This is a genomic window from Marinobacter sp. F4216 (genome assembly GCF_019931195.1).
Lineage (GTDB): Bacteria > Pseudomonadota > Gammaproteobacteria > Pseudomonadales > Oleiphilaceae > Marinobacter > Marinobacter suaedae.
Genome location: NZ_JAIOUO010000006.1, coordinates 188,256 through 204,526 on the forward strand (window position 1 = coordinate 188,256; position 16,271 = coordinate 204,526).

General features: G+C 59.3%; 16 protein-coding genes. 9 read left to right on the plus strand and 7 right to left on the minus strand.

Translation table 11 applies throughout. From position 1 onward, the window contains the following. Positions 1-19: 19 nt before the first annotated feature. Together K8I84_RS12920 and K8I84_RS12925 are read right to left on the minus strand one after the other, a co-directional pair. Positions 20-280 (minus strand): zf-HC2 domain-containing protein, encoded by a 261-nt coding sequence (locus K8I84_RS12920; protein ID WP_223795189.1) that lies wholly within the window; start codon positions 278-280, stop codon positions 20-22. After that, the gene (locus tag K8I84_RS12925; RefSeq protein WP_223795190.1) at positions 274-891 is read right to left on the minus strand and encodes an RNA polymerase sigma factor; all 618 of its coding nucleotides are present in this window, start codon (positions 889-891) and stop codon (positions 274-276) included. The genes K8I84_RS12920 and K8I84_RS12925 overlap by 7 nt, the downstream gene beginning before the upstream one ends. A gap of 277 nt (positions 892-1,168) precedes the next feature. Here K8I84_RS12925 and K8I84_RS12930 point away from each other — a divergent pair, with 277 nt between their 5' ends. The 8 genes from K8I84_RS12930 to K8I84_RS12965 all read left to right on the plus strand — a co-directional run bounded on the left by K8I84_RS12930 (position 1,169) and on the right by K8I84_RS12965 (position 11,903). Next, complete coding sequence (locus K8I84_RS12930; protein ID WP_223795191.1) at positions 1,169-3,358, plus strand: FAD-dependent oxidoreductase; 2,190 nt, start codon at positions 1,169-1,171, stop codon at positions 3,356-3,358. Continuing rightward, on the plus strand, positions 3,345-4,313 hold the full coding sequence (locus K8I84_RS12935) for a radical SAM protein (RefSeq protein ID WP_223795192.1): 969 nt from the start codon (positions 3,345-3,347) through the stop codon (positions 4,311-4,313). Before K8I84_RS12930 ends, K8I84_RS12935 begins: the two co-directional genes overlap by 14 nt. A 283-nt stretch (positions 4,314-4,596) precedes the next feature. Continuing rightward, positions 4,597-6,000, plus strand: a complete 1,404-nt coding sequence (locus tag K8I84_RS12940) for a sodium:solute symporter family transporter (protein ID WP_223795193.1) — start codon at positions 4,597-4,599, stop codon at positions 5,998-6,000. 20 nt (positions 6,001-6,020) lie between these two features. Beyond that, the gene (locus tag K8I84_RS12945; protein WP_223795194.1) at positions 6,021-6,998 is read left to right on the plus strand and encodes a hypothetical protein; all 978 of its coding nucleotides are present in this window, start codon (positions 6,021-6,023) and stop codon (positions 6,996-6,998) included. A gap of 151 nt (positions 6,999-7,149) precedes the next feature. After that, positions 7,150-7,665 carry a diaminobutyrate acetyltransferase gene (gene ectA / locus K8I84_RS12950; protein WP_223795195.1) on the plus strand — a complete coding sequence of 172 codons (516 nt, stop codon included), beginning with the start codon at positions 7,150-7,152 and terminating at the stop codon, positions 7,663-7,665. A 193-nt stretch (positions 7,666-7,858) separates the two neighbouring features. Then, positions 7,859-9,127, plus strand: a complete 1,269-nt coding sequence (ectB, locus tag K8I84_RS12955; protein WP_223795363.1) for a diaminobutyrate--2-oxoglutarate transaminase — start codon at positions 7,859-7,861, stop codon at positions 9,125-9,127. A 50-nt stretch (positions 9,128-9,177) separates the two neighbouring features. Beyond that, entirely contained in the window at positions 9,178-10,632 is a 1,455-nt protein-coding gene (locus tag K8I84_RS12960; protein ID WP_223795196.1) for an aspartate kinase, read from the plus strand. A gap of 269 nt (positions 10,633-10,901) precedes the next feature. Next, on the plus strand, positions 10,902-11,903 hold the full coding sequence (locus tag K8I84_RS12965) for an RNA polymerase sigma factor RpoD/SigA (protein WP_223795197.1): 1,002 nt from the start codon (positions 10,902-10,904) through the stop codon (positions 11,901-11,903). 4 nt (positions 11,904-11,907) lie between these two features. Here the strand turns inward: K8I84_RS12965 and K8I84_RS12970 are convergent, their stop codons facing one another. Genes K8I84_RS12970 through pdxH form a run of 5 tightly spaced genes read right to left on the minus strand, consistent with a single transcriptional unit; the run spans position 11,908 to position 14,687 of the window. Then, entirely contained in the window at positions 11,908-12,366 is a 459-nt protein-coding gene (locus K8I84_RS12970) for a DUF3429 domain-containing protein (RefSeq protein ID WP_223795198.1), read from the minus strand. Then, positions 12,363-12,668 carry a DUF6482 family protein gene (locus tag K8I84_RS12975; RefSeq protein ID WP_223795199.1) on the minus strand — a complete coding sequence of 102 codons (306 nt, stop codon included), beginning with the start codon at positions 12,666-12,668 and terminating at the stop codon, positions 12,363-12,365. Before K8I84_RS12975 ends, K8I84_RS12970 begins: the two co-directional genes overlap by 4 nt. A gap of 56 nt (positions 12,669-12,724) precedes the next feature. Then, positions 12,725-13,306 carry a DNA-3-methyladenine glycosylase I gene (locus tag K8I84_RS12980; RefSeq protein ID WP_223795200.1) on the minus strand — a complete coding sequence of 194 codons (582 nt, stop codon included), beginning with the start codon at positions 13,304-13,306 and terminating at the stop codon, positions 12,725-12,727. A gap of 9 nt (positions 13,307-13,315) precedes the next feature. Continuing rightward, positions 13,316-14,083, minus strand: coding sequence for a 4'-phosphopantetheinyl transferase family protein (locus tag K8I84_RS12985; RefSeq protein ID WP_223795201.1), 768 nt, complete (start codon positions 14,081-14,083; stop codon positions 13,316-13,318). Further along, the gene (gene pdxH, locus K8I84_RS12990; protein ID WP_223795202.1) at positions 14,052-14,687 is read right to left on the minus strand and encodes a pyridoxamine 5'-phosphate oxidase; all 636 of its coding nucleotides are present in this window, start codon (positions 14,685-14,687) and stop codon (positions 14,052-14,054) included. The genes K8I84_RS12985 and pdxH overlap by 32 nt, the downstream gene beginning before the upstream one ends. A gap of 226 nt (positions 14,688-14,913) precedes the next feature. On the opposite strand from pdxH, the gene K8I84_RS12995 reads away from it, so the two are divergent. Next, positions 14,914-16,200: an MHYT domain-containing protein gene (locus K8I84_RS12995; protein ID WP_223795203.1), complete on the plus strand. Its 1,287-nt coding sequence runs from the start codon at positions 14,914-14,916 to the stop codon at positions 16,198-16,200. Positions 16,201-16,271 lie beyond the last annotated feature (71 nt).

Here is a 16,271-nt window from a genome sequence, read left to right on the forward strand (position 1 = left end):
GGGAGCCGGGCTGCGGGGTTTACTGGCCGGGGTTGTTGGGTGGCTTGCGTTCCTCGAGTGCGGCAGTCACCCGATCCTGAATCCGGTCGATCACGTCGCCGTCCACCCGTGCGGAGGAGTGCCCCTGCATCAGCCGTGCGCTCATGCGCAGGTTGCCGATAAAGGAGCGGCAGTCTTTACACATCATCAGATGCACCTTGATCGACAGGGATTTGCCAAAGCCCAGTTCGCCGTCGATGTAGTCACTGGCAATGCCCGCCAGGTCCCGACACATTAGCATTCGCCTGTCTCCTGGAATGTTTCCACCATCAGGAAAATTTTTTGCCGTGCGCGATGCAGCATCACGCGTAGATTGGAGGCGCTGACATCCAGAATGTTACAGACATCCTCGGATTTGTGCTGATGGGCCTCGTACAGAATAAGCGCCGAGCGCTGGGTTTCCGGCAACTGGCCCAGATGTTTGTCGAGGCAGTCGCTCAGGGCACCGTTTTCCATCAGAGCATCGGCCGATTCATCAAAGCGAAGCCTGGGGGGCGTGGCCCAGCGGCCCGAGGGTTTGAACCGGTTATCCAGCTCCGGCTCCAGCGCTTCACTAAAGTCCGTGTTGATTTCCCGGTTGCTGGTTCGCAGACGGTTCTTGCACCGGTTGGCGACGATTCTGTGGAGCCAGGTCTTCAGGCTGGAGCGCCCTTCAAAGCGCTGGATGGCCTCAATCACGGTCACCCAGCAATCCTGCACGACTTCCTCGGCGGAGGACGGGTCCACATAGAAACGGGCCACGGACATCATGCCAGCGGTGTGTTCGGATACGGCCTGTTCGAAGGCGGACTGGTCGCCCCGCTTCAGGGCTTCGATCAGGTTCTGTTCGTCCAGCGCGTTGGGCGTGCTCACGGATTGGCTCCCTGTTGTCCTTTCAACCAGTCCTGCTTTGTCCGTCGTCGGGGCTGAAGGTTTCCCATCCCCCAGAGAAAATCAGTGGCCTGTCTCAGCTTATAACAGATCCTGCAATTGTGCGGGGATTGGGACCGTCTGGTGAAACTTTTGTGAGGTTTACGGCGTAATCTCTTTCTTAACGATCTGGATTTGGGAGAATTTTTTCAAGACAACTGTAACAATGGCCGGGACTTGGCATCAGTGCAGTATCGAATCCACAACACGGGAAGAAGTGATGAATCGGAAAAAATGGCTGATGATCCTGGTAATCCTCGCGGTGGTGGTCGCCTTCTGGGCCAGTGGTGCTCAGGATGTCCTGACCCTGGATTACCTGAAAACCCATCAACAGAGCCTGCAGGCATGGATAGCCGATAACACCGGGCTGGCCATCGGCGGTTACATGCTGATCTACATTATGGTCACGGCACTGTCGTTACCGGGTGCCGCCATCATGACCCTGGCCGGCGGTGCCTTCTTCGGAAATCTGTACGGCCTGGCGGCCGTATCGATTGCCTCCACCATCGGTGCTTCCCTGGCGTTCCTGGTGGCCCGTTTCCTGGTCCGCGATAACCTGCGGGAGAAATACGCGGCAACGGTGGCCAAAATGGACCGTGGCATCGAGAAAGACGGTGCCTTTTACCTGGCCACCCTGCGGCTGGTGCCGGTGTTCCCCTTCTTCCTGATTAACATTGCCATGGGCCTGACCGGCATGAAGCTGGGCACTTACGCTCTGGTCAGCTGGCTGGGTATGTTGCCGGGCACCTTCGTGTTCGTGAATGCCGGCACCCAGCTGGCCCAGGTCCAGTCCACCGGCGACATTCTGTCCGCTGACCTGCTGCTGTCGTTTGCTCTGCTGGGCCTGTTCCCGCTGATCGCCAAGTTTGTGGTTGGCTTCATTCGCCGCCGGCGTGTGTACGCGGGCTGGGAAAAGCCGGAGACCTTCGATTACAACCTGCTGGTGATTGGCGGGGGTTCCGCCGGTCTGGTGTCCGCTTACATCGCGGCGGCCGTGAAGGCCAGGGTGGCCCTGATCGAACAGAACAAGATGGGTGGTGACTGCCTGAACACCGGCTGCGTGCCTTCCAAGGCGCTGATCCGCTCGGCCCGGGCGGCCGATACCCTGCGCCATGCCGATCGCTACGGCCTGGAGTCGGTGCCGGTAAAAGGCTCGTTCAAGAACATCATGGACCGGGTGCATCGCATCATTGCCAAGGTGGAACCCCACGATTCGCCCGAGCGCTATCGCAAGCTGGGTGTGGACTGCATCGCCGGCAAGGCCACCTTCGTGTCGCCCTGGGAACTGGAAGTGACCCATAACGACGGCCACACCGAGCGATTGACTGCCCGCAGTATTGTCATCGCCACCGGTGGCAAGCCGGCGCTGCCGCCGATTCCCGGCCTTGAGGGTATGGACCCGCTGCATTCCGACAACCTCTGGTCCATCGAAGACCAGCCGGAGCGCCTGCTGGTGCTTGGTGGCGGGCCGATCGGGTCGGAACTGGCCCATGCCTTTGCCCGCCTGGGTTCGAAGGTCGTCCAGGTACAGCGAGGTGGGCAGTTGCTCGCCAAGGAAGACCCGGATGTGGCCGAGGTGGTGCAGAAGCAGTTTGAAGCCGATGGCATCGATGTTCGCCTGAACCACAGCGCCAGCGAATTCCGCATCGAGGACGGCGAGAAAGTCCTGTACTGCGAACACGAGGGCGAACGGGTGCGTATTCCTTTCGATCAGGTACTGGTGGCAGTGGGCCGCACCGGCAATACCGACGGGCTGGGTCTTGAAAAGCTCGGTATCGAACCGCTGGCCAACGGCACGGTGCCGGTGGAAGAAGACATGAGCGTGCGTTATCCGAACGTGTTTGCCTGTGGTGATGTGGCTGGCCCCTACCAGTTCACCCACGCCGCCTCCCACCAGGCCTGGTACGCCGCGGTGAACGGTCTGTTCGGTCAGTTCAAGCGCTTTAACGTGGATTACCGAGTGATGCCCTGGGTGACTTTCACCTCGCCGGAAGTCGGCCGGGTTGGACTGAGCGAAAGCGAGGCGAAGGCTAAGGGTATCAAGTTCGAGGTAACCCGCTACGGCCTGGACGACCTGGACCGGGCCATTGCCGAAAGTGAGGATTACGGCTTTATCAAAGTGCTCACCCCGCCGGGCAAGGACAAGATCCTGGGCGCTGTGGTGGTAGGTGCCCACGCCGGGGAAATTCTCGCGGAATTCACCCTGGCCATGAAACACAACCTGGGCCTGAACAAGATTCTGGGCACCATCCATCCCTACCCGACCTGGAATGAATCGGCCAAGTTCGCGGCCGGTGAATGGAAGCGTGCCCATGCGCCGGAAGGCGTTCTGAAATTGCTGGAAAAACTGCACGGCTGGCGCCGTGGCAAAGACACCAATACCCCAAGGAGCGTGTATGCCCCTGATTGAAACACGAGAGGCCCGCAAGCGGATTCCCGCGGTGGAAATCCTGGAACCGCGGGCCTTCGACAGCTGGACCCACACCCGAAACGGCGACCCCAGGGGGTACATCGACGCCGACAAGCTCAAAGAACTGTGGATTCACACCGGCACCGCCTGCAACCTGGCGTGCCCATTCTGTCTTGAGGGGTCGCACCCGGGAGATGGCCGGATTCCCGGGATGAAGCTGAGTGATGTGAAGCCGTTTATCCACGAAGCGCTGGATATGGGCGTGGAGCAGTTTTCCTTCACCGGTGGTGAACCGTTCGTGATCCGGGACTTCGTCAACATCCTGGACTATGCCAGCCAGCACCGCCCCTGTTTCGTGCTGACCAACGCCACCGAGCCGTTGCACAAGCGGATTCATCAGGTGAAACCCCTGCTCAATAATCCCTATCCGATCCATTTCCGGGTCAGCCTCGATTTCCCGGACCGGGAGCGTCACGACAAGGATCGGGGCGAGGGCAGTTTCGACGGCGCGCTGGACGGTATTCGGTTGCTGGTGGATCTCGGCTTCAAAGTGTCCATCGCTCGCCAGACCGATGCGAGCGAGAACCCGGCGGAGGTGGAAACGACGTTCCGGGAGATTTTTCGGAAGGCTGGTATCCCTGAGGACCTTGCATTCACGGCGTTCCCGGACCTGGGGACACCGGGGTCTGACGATGGCAGCCCGGAGATCACCGAGGGCTGCATGGAGAAGTACCCGACCAGGGAGAGCCGGGCGCACTTCATGTGTACCTACACCCGGATGCTGGTGAAGAAGGGCGATCAGGTGCGGGTGTATGCCTGCACGCTGGTGGATGACGACCCCCAGTACGATCTGGGCACCTCGCTGGCCGAGAGTATGGATGAACGCATTATGTTGCGGCACCACCGGTGTTTTTCCTGCTACCGGTTCGGGGCCAGTTGCTCCGCGCCCACCTGATAACAGTATGCAACTGAGCCAGGTGCGGGGGGAGATAATTTTCGGCCGGGAAAAGGTGTCTGAGCGAAGCGAGTTCTTTTCCCAGAGAAAGGCGTATCGCCCCGCCGCCCCCGCACTATCGCGCAACCTGTTAAACCGTCGGGTGGCTGGTGAACCGGGCATTCATTTGAATTGAGAAAAGAACTCGCTGCGCTCAGACATTTTTCTCAATTCAAATAAACACCCGCTCCACCGACCGAACGGCGATGTTTGGATCGAATACTAAAAAACGTGGATGTGAATAATGACGACATTTGAAGGCGCCCTGTTCTGGGGCTTTTTGCTGGTTTACGGCGTGGTGATGTACGTGCTGTCGCCCAAGAGCAAGACCGCCAATTCGTTCTACAAGGGTGCGGATGATCAGGGTAACCCGGTGGGTCAGTGGTCACTGACCGCCAGTATCTTTATCAGCTGGATCTTCGCCAAATCCGTCACCAACGCCGCCAACCTCGGCGCGGCCTACGGTGTCACCGGTGGCCTGGCCTACGCCAGCTACTGGCTGTCGATTCCGGTGGCCGGCTACATCATCTACCTGATCCGCACCCAGACCGGTGCCCGCAGCCTGCAGGATTTCCTCACTTCCCGCTTTGGCCGTTTGGCCGCGCTGGCCTTTGCGGCGGCCATCCTGATTCGGCTGTATAACGAGGTGTGGAGTAACACTGCGGTAGTGGGTGGTTACTTCGGCCTGCCGGGCGAGTGGGAATACTACGTGGCAGCCATGTTGTTTACCGCCTTCACCCTGGCCTATAGCCTCAAGGGCGGGCTGCGGTCGTCAATCTTTACCGATGTCATTCAGGCGGTGGTGTTCGTGTTCTTCGTGGGTGCGGTGCTGTTTCTGATTATTCCGGCCAACGACACCAGTTCCCTGCTGAGTAATGGCGAGTTCCGGTTGGATGCCGGCTTTGACCTGTTGCTGGTGGCCCTGCTGCAGATGTTCAGTTACCCGTTCCACGATCCGGTGCTGACCGACCGGGGCTTTGTGAACAGGGAAAAGACCATGCTCAAGAGCTTCGTGGTGGCTGGTCTGCTGGGCTTCGTCGCGGTATTCATCTTCAGCTTGGTAGGGGTCCATGCCCGCATCAACGGCATCGAGGCCATGGGCAATGCGCCCGCAGCCGTGGGGCAGTCCCTCGGCCTGGCAGCACTGTTCTTTATGAGCGTGGTGATGATGACCTCGGCCGGCTCGACGCTGGACTCCACCTTCACCTCGCTGGCCAAGTCGCTGGCGGTGGACCTGCCACGGCTGGCGCGTCGGGCCAGTGAGCGGTTGCCGAGCATTCGCGTGGGGGCGGTGGTGATGGTGATCTTTGCCGTTGCCGGTAACCTGCCCATGTTCGCCGGTACCGACATACTCAAGGCCACCACCATCTCAGGCACCATGGTGATGGGGCTGGCGCCGGTGTTCCTGTTTTACGGCTTCACCCAATGGTCACCGTGGAGCTTCCACCTGAGTTTCTGGACTGGACTCGGCCTTGGTGTGTTGCTGGCGGCGGGCCTGATTCCGGCCAGTTGGGCCATTGGTGAGGGCAAGTATGCCATGCTGCTGGGCGTGAACGCCTACGGCTTCCTATTGTGTTCGGCCGGATTTTTCCTGCCGCTGGTGGTGCGTCGGTTGGCGGGGCGTTCACTGGCGGCCGGTGAGGCATAGACGTCCATCAAGGAGGAATCATGACGGAAGGACGAAGTTGCCCACTGGCTTATCGATACCGCCCGGAGGATCTGTGCAAGGAGCCTGAACCGGCAGAGGCCGATGTTCTCTATATCGTCGGTGGCCTGTATGGAAACCCTCTGGCTCTTGATGAAATCGAACGGATGGCCTGGTTTGAGGAACAGCAGGGGCGGCGTATCCGGCTGGTGTTCAATGGCGATTTCAACTGGTTCAACGCGGAGGATGCGCTGTTCCGGGATATTAACACCCGGGTTCTGCAGCATACGGTGAGCCTGGGCAACGTCGAGTACGAGCTGGCCAATCCCAGTGACGGTGCCGGCTGTGGTTGTGCCTACCCGGACTTTGTTGATCAGGGTGTGGTCAATCGCTCCAATCGCATTATGGATCGGTTGCAAGCGGTTGCGAGCCGACATTCTGACCTCCAAGAAAAACTGTCTGATCTCCCCCGGTATCGCTGTCTGTTCTTTGGAGGCCTAAAGGTTCTGGTGTTGCATGGAGACCCGGAGTCCCTGGCGGGCTGGGGATTGGCTCATGAGTCGTTTAGTGGTGCAAACACTGCGTCGGATTCTGGAGTCGTGGAACAATGGCTTGCGGCCACCGGTGCCGATGTTATCGCCTGTACTCATACCTGCCTGCCGGTGCTATGGGGCGGGCAGGTTGATGGGCGGGACCGGGTGGTGGTCAACAACGGCTCGGCCGGGATGGGAAATCTCAAAGCAGACGCCCGTGGCCTGGTCACTCGCATAGCCCTTGCCGGCCCCGAGTACCCTGGAACGCCTGACGATACGCTGATCGAGGCTTCTTTGGGCGCGGTGTGTGTATCTCTCCAGCCGGTGGCCTTCGAGTCTGATGCCTGGCTTCAGCAGTTCGACCGTATCTGGCCTGACGGCTCGGATGCGGCCGTGTCTTACCGGCAACGCCTGGTCCAGGGAACCGCTCTGGAGCTCGGGCGGGTCTCTTTTGTTTCAATTTCGTAACGGATTCGTCACTGGCGTTAAACAAAAGCCGGGCTACGCTTGATAGGCGTGTGCTGGCCGGGCGGTTTCGCTTCAGGAAGGCCCGACTTGATAAATATTTCGTGGTCTATATAATTCACCACTAACTTTTTGAGACGAACTAAATCACGTTATGACATCTGAAGGTTCGAATACCACCGCCATCACCCTCCGCGTACCGACGAAGGATGATGGCTACCGACTCCACCAGCTGGTTGACGAGTGTCCGCCACTGGATCCGAATTCGATTTACTGCAACCTGTTGCAGTGCAGCCACTTTGCCGACACCGGCGTGGCGGCGGAGAAAGACGGCGATCTGGTCGGCTTTATCTCCGGTTATATCCTCCCCCAGCAGCCCGAGACCTTGTTCGTCTGGCAGGTAGCGGTCCACGAGAAAGGTCGTGGCGCCGGTCTGGCCAAGCGGATGTTGAAGGAAATCGTTGGCCGGGATGTGTGCAAGAACGTCACACACCTGGAGACTACGATCACTCCGGATAACGAGGCATCCTGGGCGCTGTTCCGCTCATTCGCTCGTGATATGGGCGCTGAGCTGATCCATCACGAGCACTTCGAGAAAGACGCCCACTTCGGTGGCGTGCACGATTCAGAGCATCTGCTGCGGATCGGTCCTTTCACGAAGTCGCCCTGATCGCATCGCTCCTTACAACGAGCAATCCGACTGCGAACAATCGTGAGCTTTGAATTGGCGAGCCGGCAGGCCACTGAGGTAGGCCTGCCAGATGGCTTCAATCAACGCACGGCAGTTTGTCGCGACCGACTATGCAATAACCGGCAAACTCCCGCGCATCTACCTCGAACCTGACATGCTAAGAGGCAAGACAATGGAACTTTTCAAGACGACTGAATCCGAAGTACGTGTATACAGCCGTGCCTTCCCGGTGATTTTTAACCGTGCCAAGAACGCGCACATTTACGCCGAAGATGGTACTGAATACCTCGACTTCCTGGCTGGCGCTGGTTCCCTGAACTACGGCCACAACAACGACATCCTGAAGAAAGCCCTGATCGAGTACATCGAGTCTGACGGTGTTTCCCAGGGCCTGGATATGTTTACCACGGCCAAGCACGACTTCATCGAGTCCTACAAGAAGCACATCCTTGAGCCCCGCGGCCTGAACTACAAAATGCAGTTCACTGGCCCGACCGGTACCAACTGTGTAGAAGCGGCCATGAAGCTGGCCCGTAAGGTGAAAGGCCGTAACGGCATTATCTCCTTCACCAACGGTTTCCACGGTGTGACCATGGGCGCGGTTGCTGCGACCGGTAACAAGCACCACCGTGGCGGCGTTGGCACCCCTCTGGGTAACGTCGACTTCATGTTCTACGACGGCTACCTGGGCGAAGACGTAGACAGCCTGGCCATCATGGACAAGCTGCTGAGCGACAGTTCTTCCGGTATTGAACTGCCAGCGGCGGTCATTGTTGAGGCCGTACAGGGTGAAGGTGGCTTAAATGCCTGTCGCGCTGAGTGGCTGAAGGGACTGTCCGAGCTGTGTAAGAAGCACGACATCCTGCTGATTCTTGACGATATCCAGGCGGGTAATGGCCGTACTGGTGAGTTCTTCAGCTTCGAATTTGCCGGCATCAAGCCGGACATCGTCACAGTCTCCAAGTCTCTGAGCGGCTATGGCCTGCCAATGGCACTGGTCCTGTTCAAGCCGGAACTGGACGTATGGGGCCCGGGTGAGCACAACGGTACCTTCCGTGGTAACAACATGGCGTTCATCACCGCCCGTACCGCTGTCGAGACTTACTGGAAAGATGACGCTTTCGCCAACGAAGTGAAAGCCAAGACCAAGGTACTGGGCGATGCCCTGCAGGCTATCTGCGACAAGTACCAGGGTGAGTTCAAGATGAAGGGCCGCGGCCTGATGCGTGGTATCGAGGCCAAAAACGCCGATATCACCGGCGCGATCACCAAGCGTGCCTTCGAGAAAGGCCTGATCATTGAGACCAGTGGTCCGAACGATGAGGTGATCAAGTGCCTCATGCCGCTAACCACCAGCGAGGACGACCTGAAGAAAGGTGCTGCTATTCTTGCAGAAAGCGTGGATGAAATTATGCAGGAAGGGGTCAAAAAGGCGTCGTAAGGCGCCTTCTCATCCACTCCACACATTCTGCAGTTAACGAAGGCACAGGTATGGCTTCACAACAACATACCGTCGAGAAAATCGGCGGTACCTCGATGAGTAATTACGAGGCCGTCCGCGATAACATCATTATTGGTAATCGCAGCAAGGACGACCTCTATCAACGGATTTTCGTGGTGTCTGCCTACGGTGGCGTCACCAACGAACTTCTGGAACACAAGAAAACCGGTGAGCCGGGCGTTTACGCCCTGTTTGCCGACGCAGAATCCGATTGGGCCTGGGGCGACGATCTCACCAAGCTGGTGAAATTCCTCACCGACATCAACGGTGAGCTGTTTGAAGACCCGATGCTCAAGCAGCAGGCGGACCAGTTCATCACCGACCGTATCGAAGGTGTTCGCGGCTGTCTGATCGATCTCCAGCGTCTGTGCTCCTATGGCCAGTTCCAGCTGGAAGAGCATCTGCTGACCGTGCGGGAAATGCTCGCTGGTATCGGTGAGGCACATAGTGCGTTCAATACCGCCCTGAAGCTCCAGCAGGAAGGCATCAATGCTCGCTTTGTCGATCTGACCGGCTGGCGTGATGCGGAACTGCTGCCACTGGACCAGAAACTGAAGCAGGCGTTTGATGCGGTGGACCTGAGCCGCGAACTGCCGATCGTGACCGGCTACACCCAGTGTAAAGAAGGCCTGATGCGTACCTTTGACCGGGGGTACAGCGAAATGACCTTCAGCCGGGTGGCGGTGATCACCGATGCTCGCGAAGCGATCATCCACAAGGAATACCACCTGAGCTCCGCCGATCCGAAGATCGTGGGCGAAGAGAAAGTGGTTCCCCTTGGCCGCACCAACTACGACGTGGCCGACCAACTGGCGAACCTGGGTATGGAAGCGATCCATCCCCGTGCCGGTAAAGGTCTGCGCCAGAACGAGATTCCCCTGCGGGTGATGAACACTTTCGAGCCGGAGCACACCGGTACGCTGATCACCGGCGACTACGTCAGTGAAACACCGCAGGTGGAAATCATCGCCGGCACCAAGGGTGTGTTTGCGGTTGAGGTGTTCGATCAGGATATGCAGGGCGAGCCGGGTTCGGACCGTCGGATCCTGGACGTGCTGAGCCGCTTCAAGGTTCGGTTCATGTCCAAGGACACCAATGCCAACACGATTACCCACTACGTGGATGGCACCCTGAAGAACGTCAAGCGGGTGGTCAAGGCGCTGAAGGAAGAATTCCCGAACGCTGAGATCAACACGCGCAAGGTGGCCCTGGTGTCTGCCATCGGCAGTGATATGAAGGCAACGGATATTCTGGGCCGTTCGGTGAATGCCCTGATGGACGCGGATATCAGCGTGCTGGCCCTGCACCACAGTATGCGCCAGGTGGATCTCCAGTTCGTGGTGGACGAAGACCACTACGACAAGGCCATCGCGGCCCTGCACGCGGCTTTGATTGAGCCGCACAACCACGAATACGCGATCGTCGCTGCATCGACCGTCGGGTAACGGGTTATCGTCAGGCGGAACCGGTCGCTCCGCCTGACGATAATGGAGGACGTCTTGCCTCCAGATCGGGGCGCCCGGTTGGCCGGCCTGCTTACGCAGGTTTTTCATGCCGGGCGCTGACCGATCACCTTCCCCCGCTTCTGCCCGCTTTCTCCTGCGATCGCCTCCCTCTTACTCTGTATTGCCACGATCCTCCCGTCGGTTTCTCCGGGAATCCACCCCCTACCCGATTACGTATCCTCTTTAAATTTCACACCGGACCCTTTGCCATGCTTGAATCCAAAAGGCTGGGACCGACTCCGACCTCGCCGCAGGACGGCGACAGGGAAACCTTGGTTGGGCTGTATTTCAGGGATGCGTCCCGGTATGAATTGCTGACTGATGAGGCGGAACGGCGTCTGTCACGCAAGCTGAATACCTGTTACCGGGTAATCAGCGCTGCGCTGGACCTGCCGGAGGAGACGCCACGAACCTACCGGACGGCGATTGGCGCGCTCGACAGCTCTGTCTGCCAACTCCCTGTCCGCCCCCGCCGCGCCCTACGTCTGGCCGCTGCCTGCCGCCGTAAGCTGATTCAGAGCAATCTGCGACTGGCGGTACACATCGCTCGTCGATACAGCCAGCATGGTATTCCCATGTCTGACCTGATTCAGGACGCCAACGTGGGTCTGATCAAGGCCGCGGAGCGATTTGATCCGAGCCGGGGTTTCAAGTTTTCCACTTACGCCTACTGGTGGATTAGCGAAGAGGTAAAGCGTTGTCTGCAGCGCGGTAACCGGGTGGTTCATACCCCGGAAAACGTGGTGGATGAGATCCGGCAGTTACAGAAGGCGTCCCTGAGGATGCACCAGAGCCTGGGCAGGACGCCGTCCCAGGCTGAACTGGCCCGGGAGATGGAGGCGTCGCCCTCACGCATCAGTGAGCTTCGGGCGCTGGCATTGCGGGAAGTGTCCACCGAACTGCCGCTGGTGCAGGATGGCTCCGTTACCCTCGGCGACAGCCTGGCCGGTGAGGAGCAGGCTGTGCCCGAGCATTCGATGGCGCAACGGGATAACCGGCGAGCCCTGAAATCCATGTTCGACAAACTGACGGACCGCGAACAGGCGATCTTGTCCCGTCGGTACGGGCTGGGTTTACCAGCGCCGGAAACCTTGCAGGTGATTTCCGATGACATGGGTATAAGTCGGGAGCGGGTGCGTCAGATTGAGAAACTGGCCCTGAAGAAGCTGCAAACCCTGTTTGACGATCCGGACGAGGTATTCGGGGCCTGAATTCTCAGGCCCCGGATGTGACGGCAAAATACCAGGCAGCGACCAGTATCTGGCACACCACCACAACCGACGTGAGCAGTAACCGAAGGCGCAGGTACCACGACGGCCAGAAACTTTTCATCCACTTCACATCGACCAGGCAAAGCCCGACGAAAGCCGCGGTATAAATGAACACCTGGGCGCCGACCGGAGGAATGAGGCCCAGGCCGGCGGTGAGGAAAAAGACCTGGCTCAGCACAATGGTCACGACCGGGGATTGCGGATAGGTCCGGTCACCCAGCTGCATGGCAATGGGCCAGTAGACACCAGCCATGAATGCAAGAATGCCCGCACTGTAAAGGTAGAACCAGTAGAGTATGGAGCCGTGATACTGGGGCAGCAGATAGAGCGAGAGGACGCCCGCCAGAAAGGGAACCAGCCCCGCCAGACCCACCAGCACGGCAATACGGGATACCGAAATCATGACCGATCCTTGTGAATGCGGATACGAAGCGGTTCGATGTCATCCGCAGGCATGCCCACCATTTCATGGTAGGCGGAAGGATGAACGATCTCGGTTTCCCAGACGTCAAGACTCCCGAGGGTGTCCTGAACTTCCCATGAGCTGCGGAACAGACGGGTATGCCCGGCTTTGTCAGACAGCAGGAATGTTCCGCCATTCAGGGTAAGTCGGGCCATGTAGTGCTGGCCCTCAAGGGAAAGGATCTCCAGCAGCTCGATCTCAGGCCTGGCCTGTTCTCTCAATTCTTCGAGGGTAATTCTCACCGTGTTGCTCCCCGGCTGCGGGTGTGAGGTACTTACGACCCGGTGCGGGGTTGAGATCAGTTACCCAGGGCCCGGCACTCCCGGTGCTGGGGACACGCGACCAGATGGTCGTTCACCATGCCCACCGCCTGCATGAAGGCGTAGACGATGGTGGGGCCGACAAACGTGAAGCCGGCTTTCTTCAGCGCCTTGGACATGGCTTCGGCTTCCGGGGTAGTGACGGGCACTTCCCCGAAGGTTTGCCAGTGATTCTGGATTGGTGCGCCGTCGACGAACTTCCATAGAAAATCGGCGAAGTTGTCGCCTTTTTCCTGGAGATCCAGGAATCCTCGGGCGTTTTTGATGATCGACTGCACTTTCAAGCGGTTCCTGATCACGCCCGGGTTGGCCAGCAGTTCGGCCACTTTCTGGTCGTTGTAACGGACGATTTTTTCCGGATCGAAGCCGTCGTAGGCTTCGCGGTAGGTCTCCTGTTTACGCAGGATGGTAATCCAGCTCAGGCCGGCCTGCTGGCCATCCAGGCAGAGCTTTTCAAACAGGGCCTGCGGGTTCCATTCCGGCCGCCCCCAGACGGTATCGTGGTAGTGAACGTAGAGTGGATCGGTGCCGCACCAGGGGCAGCGCTGGGTTTCGGACATGAGACCGTCTTACTCCTGTTCAACGTGTATTGATTGTATGGTTTGCCTGAGCGCGACCGATGCATCCAGTTGCCGGTGCTCAGACCCCAAGAGGGTTTGAGTCGTTTGCGGCGCGCTGACCTGATGAACGGCTGGGAGACCGTTTGTGGTGCCTTTCCACACCAGGGTAACCAGGCAATCGGGTAACCGGAAACAGCAGGCCTGCCAGTCCGGTTCGGGCCGATCACCGATGAGCTCGAATCCGGGCAGGACCTCAAGGGTTTGCAGGTTGCCGGCGATGCCGCGTCCCGTGGCCTTGAGCCACGCTTCCTTCAGGGTCCACACCGTCAGAAAGGCCATTGGATCGTCTGCCTCGAGCAGCCAGGTTTGCTCCCTCAGGCTGAACCAGCGGCGCACGATGGATTGCCAGCGCGGCCTTCGCTGGATCGGTTCCAGGTCGATGCCGACCGGCACACCGTGACTTGTGGCACAGGCGACCAGGCCCTGGCTGTGGCTGAGTGACAAGCGCCAGCCCCCTGGTGCCTCTGACCGGACCGGCCGACCGGACACAGGTCTGCAGGCGTCCGCCGGTTGGTTACTGGCGCCGGCCAGTGCCTGACGGATCAGCCATCGGCTGAGTAGGTATTCGCTCCTGCGCAGCCCAGTCAGTGAGCGGAGGGTTTCCCGCTCGTGACGGATCAGCCAGGGTGGTTCCTCGGCCAGGCAGGTGCTGCCTTCCTGACATAGCCAGATGGAAGGGAGCTGGTCAGGGCTGGAGTCGCTGAATGGTCCAGCCATCGCCATCCCTTACGTATTCGAACCGATCGTGCAGGCGACTCGGGCGACCCTGCCAGAACTCGACTCGCTCCGGTCGTACCCGATAGCCGCCCCAGAAGCTGGGCAGTGGCACATCCCCCGCGCTGAACTTGCGCTTCATTTCCGCCACTTTTTGCTCCAGCAGGCCCCGGGAGATAATGGCCTTGCTCTGCTCCGACACCCAGGCGCCAATCTGGCTGCCCCGGGGCCGGGAGGCGAAATAGCGCAGGGATTCGGCCTTGCTGACCTTTTCCACCCTGCCCTGAATGCGCACCTGCCGGTTCAGGCCAATCCAGGGGAACAGCAGTGCCGCCTGGGGGTTTTCCTCCAGTTCATGGGCCTTGCGGCTGCTGTAGTTGGTGTAGAACACAAAGCCGTTCGGGTCGAAATACTTGAGCAATACGGTGCGAAGGTTCGGCATACCGTCCCGACCGGTGGTGGCCAGGGACATGGCATTGGGTTCCAGCAGTTCCGCTCTGCGGGCATCCTCGAACCAGTGCTGGAACTGGCGGACCGGATCGTCTTCCAGACCCTCACGGTCGAGGCCTTCGCTTTCAAAGTCCCGACGCATATCGCCGATGTCCATAACCTCTTCCCCCTGATCAAGAAACTGTCATCGGTACGAGCGCAGAGCATATCGGGTTCCGCAGGCCCTGTCAGGGCCGGTATTAAGTCACACGGTTACAGAATGACAACAAAACCGGGAAGGCCGGAGTCAGTCTGTTCCGTAAATCCCGGCAGTTAAGTGTTCGCCCGGTAGGGGAAACGCCCACACAAATCCCGCAAGTCGAATTAGCAGAGAGGTCAATACGATGTTGGCGGATTACGATTCATCGCTGGTAACAGCGTCTTATGTGGTGGCTGTGCTGGCGGCCTACACCGCCCTGTATTTTGGTACCCGCCTGAATACCGCGCGGGGAGAGGAACGGCGTCGCTGGTTGATTGGTGGCTCACTGGTGATGGGATCCGGTGTCTGGACCATGCACTTCGTCGGCATGCGCGCCATGCCCATGGATGTGCCCATGTCCTTCGATACCCTGATGACCGGGCTGTCCTGGGTGGCTGCGGTGCTCGCCTCGGGTCTGGCGCTCAACATCATCAGTCGCGACCGGGTGGGCGCGGTGCCGTTTTCCACGGCGGCCCTGGCCATGGCCAGCGGCATTGTGGTGATGCATTACCTCGGCATGTATGCCATGCGCATGTCCCAAGCGCCGATAATCCATTCAGGCTTCCTGCTGCTGTCGGTGGTGATTGCGGTGCTGGCCTCCGGCGCAGCGCTGGCAATTTGCCGGTACCTGCGAAGCGTGGAAGGCGGTCGGGTCGTGCTGTTCCAGTTTGTCGCCGCCCTGGTGATGGCGGCGGCCATTTGCGGCATGCACTACACCGGCATGCTGGCGTTCATGTATCCGGAAGGCGCGGTGCCTGCCGCAGATAACGGTTTGTCGGGCCAGTGGATGGGCATTCCCCTGGCCGTGGCCAGCGTCGCGTTGCTGGCGGTGGCCCTGGTGATAACCGTGGTGGATGTGCGCGATCGCCGCGCCCTGGACCGGCGCAAGGCCGAGGAAAACCGCCGGGTCAGACAGATGGCCTTTGTCGACCGGCTCACTGGTCTGCCCAATCGGGCGGGGCTGGAGCAAACCCTGCTGGATAGTCTGGCCCGGGATCCGGACCGGGAAGATCAGTTCGCGCTGATCTATCTGGATATGGCGAACTTCCGCGACCTGGCCAGCTGGCTGGAACCCGATGTGCTGGACCAGCTTGCCATGGATGTCTGCAATACCCTGAAAGAGTATTTGCCCGGGTCCGCGTACCTGGCCCGATACTCCTCCAGCGCCTTTGTGATTGTCTTGAAGGACTACCAGCGGTCAGATTACGGATTCCTGTATCGCCGTCTGCGCCAGATCGATGAAACCATCTCGGTGGCGGGCCGACCGATTACCTGGCGGGCCGGACAGTCGGTATACCCGCTCACCGGCGCCTCCAGCCGGAAACTGATTCGTGCTGCCATGGTGCCACGTCCGCTGGATCAGATTGGTCACTTTGACAAGGTGACAGCGGATGCCGAGTTGACCTTGCCGGGGCATCTGGGACATAGCTGACAAAACAGTGCCTTGGCGGCTATTCTAGTCACAAGGCACAAGCCATGAAGGCCTTGGGCTAGGTGCTTAAA

Coding starts and splice junctions, on each gene's coding strand:
- K8I84_RS12920 (WP_223795189.1), bottom strand. CDS start 280: ATGCTAATGTGTCGGGACCTGGCGGGCATTGCCAGTGACTACATCGAC.
- K8I84_RS12930 (WP_223795191.1), top strand. CDS start 1,169: ATGAATCGGAAAAAATGGCTGATGATCCTGGTAATCCTCGCGGTGGTG.
- K8I84_RS12935 (WP_223795192.1), top strand. CDS start 3,345: ATGCCCCTGATTGAAACACGAGAGGCCCGCAAGCGGATTCCCGCGGTG.
- K8I84_RS12940 (WP_223795193.1), top strand. CDS start 4,597: ATGACGACATTTGAAGGCGCCCTGTTCTGGGGCTTTTTGCTGGTTTAC.
- K8I84_RS12945 (WP_223795194.1), top strand. CDS start 6,021: ATGACGGAAGGACGAAGTTGCCCACTGGCTTATCGATACCGCCCGGAG.
- ectA (WP_223795195.1), top strand. CDS start 7,150: ATGACATCTGAAGGTTCGAATACCACCGCCATCACCCTCCGCGTACCG.
- ectB (WP_223795363.1), top strand. CDS start 7,859: ATGGAACTTTTCAAGACGACTGAATCCGAAGTACGTGTATACAGCCGT.
- K8I84_RS12960 (WP_223795196.1), top strand. CDS start 9,178: ATGGCTTCACAACAACATACCGTCGAGAAAATCGGCGGTACCTCGATG.
- K8I84_RS12965 (WP_223795197.1), top strand. CDS start 10,902: ATGCTTGAATCCAAAAGGCTGGGACCGACTCCGACCTCGCCGCAGGAC.
- K8I84_RS12970 (WP_223795198.1), bottom strand. CDS start 12,366: ATGATTTCGGTATCCCGTATTGCCGTGCTGGTGGGTCTGGCGGGGCTG.
- K8I84_RS12980 (WP_223795200.1), bottom strand. CDS start 13,306: ATGTCCGAAACCCAGCGCTGCCCCTGGTGCGGCACCGATCCACTCTAC.
- K8I84_RS12985 (WP_223795201.1), bottom strand. CDS start 14,083: ATGGCTGGACCATTCAGCGACTCCAGCCCTGACCAGCTCCCTTCCATC.
- pdxH (WP_223795202.1), bottom strand. CDS start 14,687: ATGGACATCGGCGATATGCGTCGGGACTTTGAAAGCGAAGGCCTCGAC.
- K8I84_RS12995 (WP_223795203.1), top strand. CDS start 14,914: ATGTTGGCGGATTACGATTCATCGCTGGTAACAGCGTCTTATGTGGTG.